This window comes from Nonomuraea insulae, assembly GCF_042656245.1.
This window is the reverse complement of record NZ_JBHSPA010000147.1, coordinates 1-845: the sequence shown is the minus strand read 5'-3', so window position 1 is coordinate 845 and position 845 is coordinate 1. Positions and strand designations below refer to the sequence as shown.

General features: G+C 67.5%; 1 protein-coding gene. It reads right to left on the bottom strand.

What is annotated here, in order from left to right; all coding sequences use genetic code 11:
- The coding region (locus ACFPZ3_RS70140) for an ATP-binding protein (RefSeq protein ID WP_379525366.1) at positions 1–845 on the bottom strand (845 nt) is incomplete at both ends.

Below are 845 nucleotides of genomic sequence, written 5' to 3'. Positions count from 1 at the left end.
TGCAGGCGGGCGTTTTCGCGGGCGATGGCCAGGCCGAGGCCGCTGCCTTCGGATCTGGTTCTGGTGGTGCTGGCTTTGTAGAAGCGGTCGAATACGTGTGGCAGGACGGTTTCGTGCAGTCCTGGTCCGTGGTCGCGGACGTCGATGGTGATCTGGTGTGGGTGGGTGGTCAGGTGGATGGTGATCGGTGGCCGGCCGTGTCGCAGGGCGTTGCCGACCAGGTTGGCCAGGATGACGTCGATGCGGCGGGGGTCCAGTCGTGCGGTCACGGCGGGGGGTAGGTGGGTGTGTACGTGGTCTGGCCAGCCGCGGGTGCGCAGGGTGGAGTGCACCAGTTCGGTGAGGTCGACTTCGTTGAGTACGAGGGCGGCGACGCCGGAGTCGAATCGGCTGATTTCGATGAGGTCGTTGACCAGGGTGGTGAGGTTGAGTGTTTCCTGGCTGACGAGTCTGGCGGCTTGGCCGGCGTGTTCGGGTAGTGTGGCGGCTTCTTCCTGCAGGATGTCGGCGACTGCGGTGAGGGCGGCCAGGGGGGTGCGTAGTTCGTGGGAGACGTCGGCGACGAATCGGCGGGCGTCGGCTTCCATGTCGCGTAGCTGTTTGACGTGTCGTTCGAGTTCGGCGGCGGTGTTGTTGAAGGTGTGTGCGACTTGGGCCAGTTCGTCGGAGCCGCTGACGGTGATTCTGGTGCGCAGGTCGCCTTGGCCCAGCAGGCGGGCCGCTCGGCCGAGTTCGCGTACCGGGCGTAGCACGCCGCGGGTGGCCAGCAGTGCCAGGGCGACGGCGAAGGCCAGGGCTGCCCCGCCGGTGAGCCAGGCGAGTGCGGCGAGCCCGTCGATGCTGCG